The 7,469-nt window shown below is 71.0% G+C and carries 3 protein-coding genes and 1 tRNA gene; 3 read left to right on the top strand and 1 reads right to left on the bottom strand.

Going from position 1 to position 7,469, the window contains the following annotated elements:
* Positions 1 to 427 precede the first annotated feature (427 nt).
* Positions 428 to 500 (bottom strand) — tRNA-Thr (locus tag CXP56_RS01750).
* A gap of 473 nt (positions 501 to 973) precedes the next feature.
* Here CXP56_RS01750 and CXP56_RS01745 point away from each other — a divergent pair.
* The 3 genes from CXP56_RS01745 to otsB all read left to right on the top strand — a co-directional run bounded on the left by CXP56_RS01745 (position 974) and on the right by otsB (position 7,000).
* Positions 974 to 2,419 carry a threonine/serine exporter family protein gene (locus tag CXP56_RS01745; protein WP_051310377.1) on the top strand — a complete coding sequence of 482 codons (1,446 nt, stop codon included), beginning with the start codon at positions 974 to 976 and terminating at the stop codon, positions 2,417 to 2,419.
* 574 nt (positions 2,420 to 2,993) lie between these two features.
* Complete coding sequence (locus tag CXP56_RS01740; RefSeq protein ID WP_028848603.1) at positions 2,994 to 4,403, top strand: alpha,alpha-trehalose-phosphate synthase (UDP-forming); 1,410 nt, start codon at positions 2,994 to 2,996, stop codon at positions 4,401 to 4,403.
* Positions 4,404 to 4,471: 68 nt separating this feature from the next.
* Positions 4,472 to 7,000, top strand: coding sequence for a trehalose-phosphatase (gene otsB / locus CXP56_RS01735; protein ID WP_286899353.1), 2,529 nt, complete (start codon positions 4,472 to 4,474; stop codon positions 6,998 to 7,000).
* Positions 7,001 to 7,469: the final 469 nt, after the last annotated feature.

The raw sequence follows: 7,469 nt of genomic DNA, 5'->3' as shown, positions 1-7,469 counted from the left end.
AAGGAGAACCTCCAGGAGTCCGCTTTCCCGAGCAGCTGCCGGACGCCCTCACGGAGCACGTGCGGATCGGTGAACCCGGTGTCGAGCCTGATCGTCACCGACTTCCCCACGACGGGCGCAACCCTCGATGAACCTCGGTCGGCAGGCCGGGCTGCCGCGCCGCCCGCGCTCGCCGGGACCGGCCGCGCTCGTAGGTGGTGTCGTGGCCGAGGGTGACGTGTCTCTCGCGCTCGCCGGGACCGGCCCCGGGAAACCCGTGACCGCACCAGCAGACCGCCGGACGGTCAGACGAGCAGGACTGTGGGGCGATTCCGGATACGCAGCGGCACGGAAATCACGCCGGGCTGCGCCAGGGGAACGACTCACCGGGGCGCCCGCCTCGGACGGCGCCTCCGGCCGGGCGTGATGCCGCAAGGAGCACGATCGGAGCCGACAAGGGGACTCGAACCCCTGACCTGCTGTTTACAAGACAGCTGCTCTACCAACTGAGCTATGTCGGCAGCTGGCCGGGTGGCCACGTCCATCGTATGCGGCGACGATCCGGCCCGGCAGGCAAGCCCCCGTCTACCCCGCCGGCCGGTGCACGGACCGAGCACCAGCTCCGCTCCTTCGTGCCGACCGGCACCGGCACACCTGCCCCGGTCAGGAGTCCACCGGGCCGACGTGGCCGGGCCGGGTACCGGGTCGCGGCGCCGCTGACCGTGCCTCCGCGGCGTCGCTGACCCGGCGCCCGCAGCCTCGGCTCGACTGGCGAGATCGCCCAGGCCGGTCAGACTGGAACCGGAGGGTTGATCGACGCTCGATCCGCCGGGTACCCGGCCGGATCGGCACTGGGCGCATCCGGCGGCAAAACGGCTGTTCAGAGGCCATTCGGCCGGCCGCGCGGGACGTCACGACCGCCCCGGTTCGGCGGTGCAAGAAATCGTGACCGACGTTACGGATCAAGCGTGCAACGGTTGCGCATACGGCGCCGATGGACTCGCGGGACGGCGCACAAGAGCGCGGGACGACGTGGGAGGTGGACGACGTGAAACTCTTGGCGAGGCAGCATCGGGTACGCGTACCGGAACAGCCTGCTCCGCCCCGGCCGATCGGGCCGAAGCTGCTCGACGAGGGGTCGATCCATTTCGCACTGGACACCGCGCTGCGGATCGGTGAAGTGCAGATGGCCACCGGCGCCGGTGCCGCCGACGTCACCGCCACCATCCTGGCGGTCACCGACGCCTTCGGCCTCCCGCAGTGCGAAGTCAACGTCGTCGGCACGTCCATCACCGTCACCTGCCACCGCGGTTCGGAAGCTTCTCCCGTCACGGCCGTGCGCGTCGTGCGCAGCCGCAGCATGGACTACACGCGGCTGAGCGAAACCGAGGACCTCGTCACCAAGATCACCCGCGGCCGGACCGACCTGCACACCGCCGCCGCCGAGATCAACCGGATCAGCAACGCCCCGCACCCCTATCCGCGGTGGGTCGCCACGCTCGCGCTCGGTGCCATGGCCGCGTCGATCACCGTCCTGATGGGTGGCGGTCCGCTGACCGCCACGCTGGCCTTCGTGGTCAGCTCGTTGATCGACCGGATCGGCCGGGTGCTCAACAAGCGTGCCCTGCCGCTGTTCTTCCAGCAGGTCGTCGGCGGGCTGATCGCCACACTGTTCGCGGTGCTGGCCCTCAGCAGCGACCTGCCGTTCGAATCACCGAGCCTGGTCGCGGCCGCGGCGATCACCGTGTTGCTGTCCGGCCTGCACACCGTCTCGGCCGTGCACGACGCCGTCACCGGCTACAACGTCACCGCGGCAGGCCGGACGATGGAAGTGATCATGATGACCACCGGGCTGGTCACCGGTGTGGTGATCGGCCTGCAGCTGGCCATCACGCTGGGCTTCCCGCGGGCCCCGCTCCCGGCACTGCCCGGGCCGAGCGCGATCAGCCTCCCGGTGGAGATCATCGCCGGGGCGGCCGCCGCGGGCTTCTTCGCGCTGGCCAGCTACGCGCGCCTGCGCGCCCTGCTGCTGGCCGCCATCGCCGGTGGTGTCGGCACCACCGTCTACAGCGTCCTGCGGCTGGCGCACGCGGACAAGATCGCCGCCACCGCGGTCGCCGCCGTGCTGCTGGGGTTCTGCGGCGGCGTGCTGTCCCGGCGGCTGCGGGTCACCCCGCTGGTGGTGGCGGTCTCCGGCATCACCCCGCTGCTGCCCGGGCTGCTGGCCTTCCGCGGCCTGTACGAGGCGGGAGTGGAGCCGGTCGGCCAGTTCAGCACGCTGATGCAGGCGTTCGCCGTGGGCCTGGCCCTGGCCGCCGGTGTGGTGTTCGGCGAGTACCTGGCCCAGCCGGTGCGGACCCAGCTCGGCCGCCTGGAGCGGAAGCTGGCCGGCCCGCGGATGGCCGGTCCGCTACGGCCGTCTCGCCGCCGCCTCCAATAGGGCCGCCGAGCCGCTGCCTGCACCAGGGCCACCGAGCCACCGCCTGCACCAGGGCCACCGAGCCACCGCCTGCACCAGGGCCACCGTGCCGCCGTCCGCAGCAGGGCACGGGCAGACTCGCCTGCTCGCTGACGCCGCGCACCCCGGCTGTCTCGTACCGCCTGAAGGGCCCTGCGGGAGTGATGGGGCACGCCGACCGGCCAGCCCGCTGCGCCTCCGCGTGAACCAGGCCCGCAGCGACACCGCCGACCGGCAGGTCCCGTGCGGCGAGCTGCCACCGGCGGCGGCGAGCCCGATGCGCTCGTCCCGCCACCGGCCCGACGCGGCCCAGCACGGGGCCAGTGCCGGACGGCACGCAGAGCTCTACCCCACGGTGCGCAAAGCTGTGCCCCACGGTGCGCCGAGCACTGCCCCGGGCCCCTCGGCCTGCCCGCGGGCCCGGCTCCGTTGCGCGACCTGCCACGGCCCGCTGCGGGAATCACGGTCCGTGCTCGCCCCTCCGGCGCAGCAAGACCACCCGGACGCCACAAGATCGAGAGCCTGCTCACAGGGTTCGCACAGTAGGCTGAACCACATGAGCGACCCCGATTTCGTCGTGGTGGCCAACAGATTGCCGGTGGACCTGGACCGAGCTGCGGACGGCAGCCAGCGCTGGACGCAGAGCCCGGGCGGTCTGGTAGCGGCCCTCGAGCCGTTCCTGCGCAGCCGGAAGGGGGCGTGGGTCGGCTGGCCCGGGGTGCCCGACATCGAGGTCGACGAGTTCACCGACGAGGGCTTGGTACTGCATCCGGTGTCGCTCAGCAGCGCCGAAGTCCGGGACTACTACGAAGGTTTCTCGAACGCCACGCTCTGGCCGCTGTACCACGACGTGGTGCAGCCCCCGGTGTTCGAACGCCGGTGGTGGGACGCCTACGTGCGGGTCAACCAGCGTTTCGCGGAAGCGAGCGCGAAGGTGGCCGCGCAGGGCGCGACCGTCTGGGTGCAGGACTACCAGCTGCAGTTGGTCCCCTCGATCCTGCGCGAGCTCCGGCCGGATCTGCGCATCGGCTTCTTCCTGCACATCCCGTTCCCGCCGGTGGAGCTGTTCATGCAGCTGCCGTGGCGGGCGGAGATCGTCCGCGGCCTGCTCGGCGCGGACCTGGTCGGCTTCCACCGGCCGGGTGGGGCGCAGAACTTCCTGTGGCTGGCCGGCCAGCTGATCGGGCTGGAGTCCAGCCGTGGCTCGGTCGGAGTGCGCTCCCGCTCCGGCATCGTGCGGGTGGGTGACCGCACCGTGCGGGTCGGCGCCTTCCCGATCTCGATCGACTCCGCGGGGCTGGACGCGCTGGCACGCACCGCGGAAGTCGCCAAGCGTGCCGCCGAGGTCCGCGCTTCGCTCGGCAACCCCAAGACGATGCTGCTCGGCGTCGACCGGCTCGACTACACCAAGGGCATCGATCTGCGCCTGAAGGCGCTGCACGAGCTGCTGCGGGAAGGCGCCATCGATCCGGCGGAGGTGACCTTCGTGCAGCTGGCCACGCCCAGCAGGGAGCGCGTCGAGCACTACCAGCGCATGCGCGGCGACATCGAGCGGTTGGTCAGCCGAATCAACGGCGAATTCGCCAGGGTCGGTCACCCGGTCGTGCATTATTTGCATCAGTCGGTCGGGCGAGCCGAACTCGCCGCGTTTTACCGGGCCGCCGACGTCATGGTGGTCACGCCGCTGCGCGACGGCATGAACCTGGTGTGCAAGGAGTACGTGGCGTGCAAGCACGACCAGACCGGTGCGCTGGTGCTCAGCGAGTTCGCGGGCGCGGCAGCCGAGCTGACCAGCGCTTTTCTGGTCAACCCGCACGACCTCGACGGCGTGAAGCGAACGTTGCTCGCGGCGATCAACGTGGACCCGGCGGAAGGACGCAGGCGCATGCGGGCGCTGCGCCGGCAGGTGCTGACGCACGACGTGGACCGCTGGGCCCGGTCGTTCCTTGACGCGCTGGACGGCTGACAAAACGCGGGAGTTATTGTGCCGTAGCCCGGCACATTCAACTCCGTGAAAACCTTCCTGGAGGGGCGTTGACCGCCGAGTCCCTACCCGCCGAACTGCGCAGGGCGATCGTGCACATCGCACGCACGCCACGGCTGCTGGTGGCCTGCGATTACGACGGGACCCTCGCGCCGATCGTGGAGAACCCGGACAACGCGCGCCCGCGACCGGAATCGGTCGGCGCGCTGCGTTCGCTCGCCGCGTTGCACGAGACCACCACCGCGGTGATCTCCGGGCGTGCGCTGCGTGACCTGGCTACGCTCTCCCGGCTACCCGCGGAAGTGCACCTGGTCGGCTCGCACGGGTCGGAGTTCGACATCGGCTTCGTGCACGAGATCGACCCCAAGGCCAAGGCGCTGCACCGCAGGCTGGAAGAAGAGCTGAACCGCCTGGTCGACGGCGTTCCCGGCGTTTCGCTGGAGGTCAAGCCGGCGAGCATCGCCGTCCACGTGCGGAAGGCGTCGCAGGAAGACGCCGCGCGCGTGCTGGACGCCGTGCACCAAGGACCGGCCACATGGGAGGGCATCACGGTCACCGACGGCAAGGCGGTGGTCGAGCTGGCCGTCGTGGCCACCGACAAGGGCCACGCGCTGGACGTCGTCCGGCACCAGGCAGGCGCCACCGCGGCCATGTTCCTCGGTGACGACGTCACGGACGAGAAGGCGTTCGCCCGGCTCTCCGGCCCGGACGTGGGCATCAAGGTCGGCGAGGGCGAAACGCTCGCGCAGTACCGGATTCGCGACACCGAGGACGTCGCGACGGTGCTGGCGTTCGTGCTGGAGGAGCGACGCAACTGGCTGTACGGGGAGCAGGCACCGCCGATCGAGCGGCTGACCATGCTGGCCAACGAGAGCTCGGTGGCGCTGGTGACACCGGACGCCCGGCTGACCTGGTTGTGCCACCCGGGTCCGGACGCGCCCGCGGTGTTCGCCGATCTGCTGGGCGGACCCAGCGCCGGGCATTTCAGCATCAAGCCCACCCGTAACGGCCTGCCGCTCGGCCAGCGCTACCTGCCCAACACCATGACGGTGGAGACACGCTGGTCGCGCCTGCTGGTGACCGACTACCTGGAGCCGGAGTCGGCCAAGCACCGAACCGATCTGGTGCGGGTCATCTCCGGTGACACCGAAGCGAGCATCACGTTCGCGCCGCGGCCGGAGTTCGGCGGCGTCCCGGTGCGGTTGGTGGCCGAGCAGGAGGGTCTGCGCGTGCTGGGCACCTCGGAGCCGTTCGTGCTGCGCGCCCCCGGCGTGACCTGGGAAATCACCTCGGACGGCCTGCACGACACGGCGAAGGCCGTGGTGCGGCCGAAGCCGGACGAGCCGATCGTGCTCGAGCTGCGCTGCGGCACCACCGACTTGAGCCCGCACGAGCTGCCGGAAATCGACCGGCGCACGCGGGCGGGCGAGTACTGGAGCAAGTGGGCGGCCGGGCTGAAGCTGCCCGGCGTGGAAACCGAGCTGGTGCGCCGGTCCGCGCTGACCCTGCGCGGCCTGTGCGACGCCGAGACCGGTGGTGTGCTGGCGGCGGCGACCACGTCGCTGCCCGAGGAGATCGGCGGCGTCCGCAACTGGGACTACCGCTATTGCTGGATCCGGGACGCCGCCATGACGGTGCGCGCGCTGGTCTCCCTCGGTTCGACCGAGGAGGCCGAAGGGTATTTGCGGTGGTTGCACGGTGTGCTGAGCCAGCTGGCGGGCCCTGAGCGGCTGCACCCGCTGTACACCGTCTCCGGGCAGCAGCTGGGCGCCGAGGCGGTCATCGACTCGCTGCCCGGGTACGCGGGGTCGCGCCCGGTGCGCGTCGGCAACCTGGCCAACCACCAGGTCCAGCTGGACGTGTTCGGCCCGGTCGTGGAGCTGATCGCCGACCTGGCCGAGGTCCGCGGCGAGCTGCGCGACGAGGACTGGCAGCTGGTGCGGGCCATGGCGGAGGCGGTGAAGCGCCGCTGGCGGGAGCCGGACCACGGCATCTGGGAGGAGCGGCACGTCCCACGGCATCGGGTCTACTCGCGGGTGATGTGCTGGGTCACCATGGACCGCGCGGTCCGGCTGGCCGAGCGCTACAACCGGGAACTGCCGGTGGCGTGGCCCAAGCTGCGCGACGTCATCGCGGCCGATGTGCTCGAACACGGATGGAACGACGAGGTGCAGGCGTTCACCACCGCCTACGACGGCACCGACCTCGACGCCGCCTCGTTGTTCGTCGGGCTCTCCGGGCTGCTCGACCCGTCGGACGAGCGGTTCCAGTCGACCGTGACGGCGATCGAGAGCGAGCTGCGCAGCGGCTCCACGGTGTACCGGTACCGGCGGGACGACGGCCTGCCCGGCAACGAGGGCGGCTTCCACCTGTGCGCGGCATGGATGGTGGAGGCGTACCTGCTCACCGGGCGCCGCACCGAGGCGGAGGAGCTGTTCCAGCAGATCGTCGACTGCGCGGGTCCGACCGGTCTGCTGCCCGAGCAGTACGACCCGATCGCCGAGCGGTCGCTGGGCAACCACCCCCAGGCGTACTCGCACATCGGACTGATCCGCTGCGCGATTCTGCTCGACCAGTAAGCCGACGGCCCCGCGGCGCGGTCAGGTCGTCCCACACACCAGGGATGCTTCTGTGGTGCGCTCGGTCCGGCCAGGGCTGCTGCTGATCGGTCCGCCTGGCGCGGGCAAATCCACCCGGCTGCGCCAAGAAGTTGGTGACCCCGGGTCCCGTCGGCCGGACGATACGGCCCGCTCGGTGCTGCAGGCCGGTGTCTGCGGTGCCGAGCGGTGAGTCCGGCCTAGTACAGAGTCGTGCCCAGCCGTGAGTCCTGGCCAACGCTGAATTCTGCTCGGCACTGGGTTCCGCTCAGCGCTGGGTTCTGCTCAGCGCTGGGTTCTGCTCAGCGCTGGATTCTGCTCAGCACCGGGTTCCGCTCAGCACCGGGTTCCGCTCAGCACCGGGTTCCGCTCAGCACCGGGTTCTGCCCAGCATTGGGTCCCGCTCAGCGCTGGGACCTGTGGAACGGCAGTGACCGCCTGCTGCGCCCCG

It is taken from the genome of Thermocrispum sp., from assembly GCF_002919275.1.
Taxonomy (GTDB): domain Bacteria; phylum Actinomycetota; class Actinomycetes; order Mycobacteriales; family Pseudonocardiaceae; genus Thermocrispum; species Thermocrispum agreste.
This window is presented reverse-complemented; position numbering and strand designations above follow the sequence as displayed.

Bases quoted from the DNA above. Each gene is read 5' to 3' on its own strand.
- CXP56_RS01745 (WP_051310377.1), top strand. From the start codon at position 974: ATGGACTCGCGGGACGGCGCACAAGAGCGCGGGACGACGTGGGAGGTG.
- CXP56_RS01740 (WP_028848603.1), top strand. From the start codon at position 2,994: ATGAGCGACCCCGATTTCGTCGTGGTGGCCAACAGATTGCCGGTGGAC.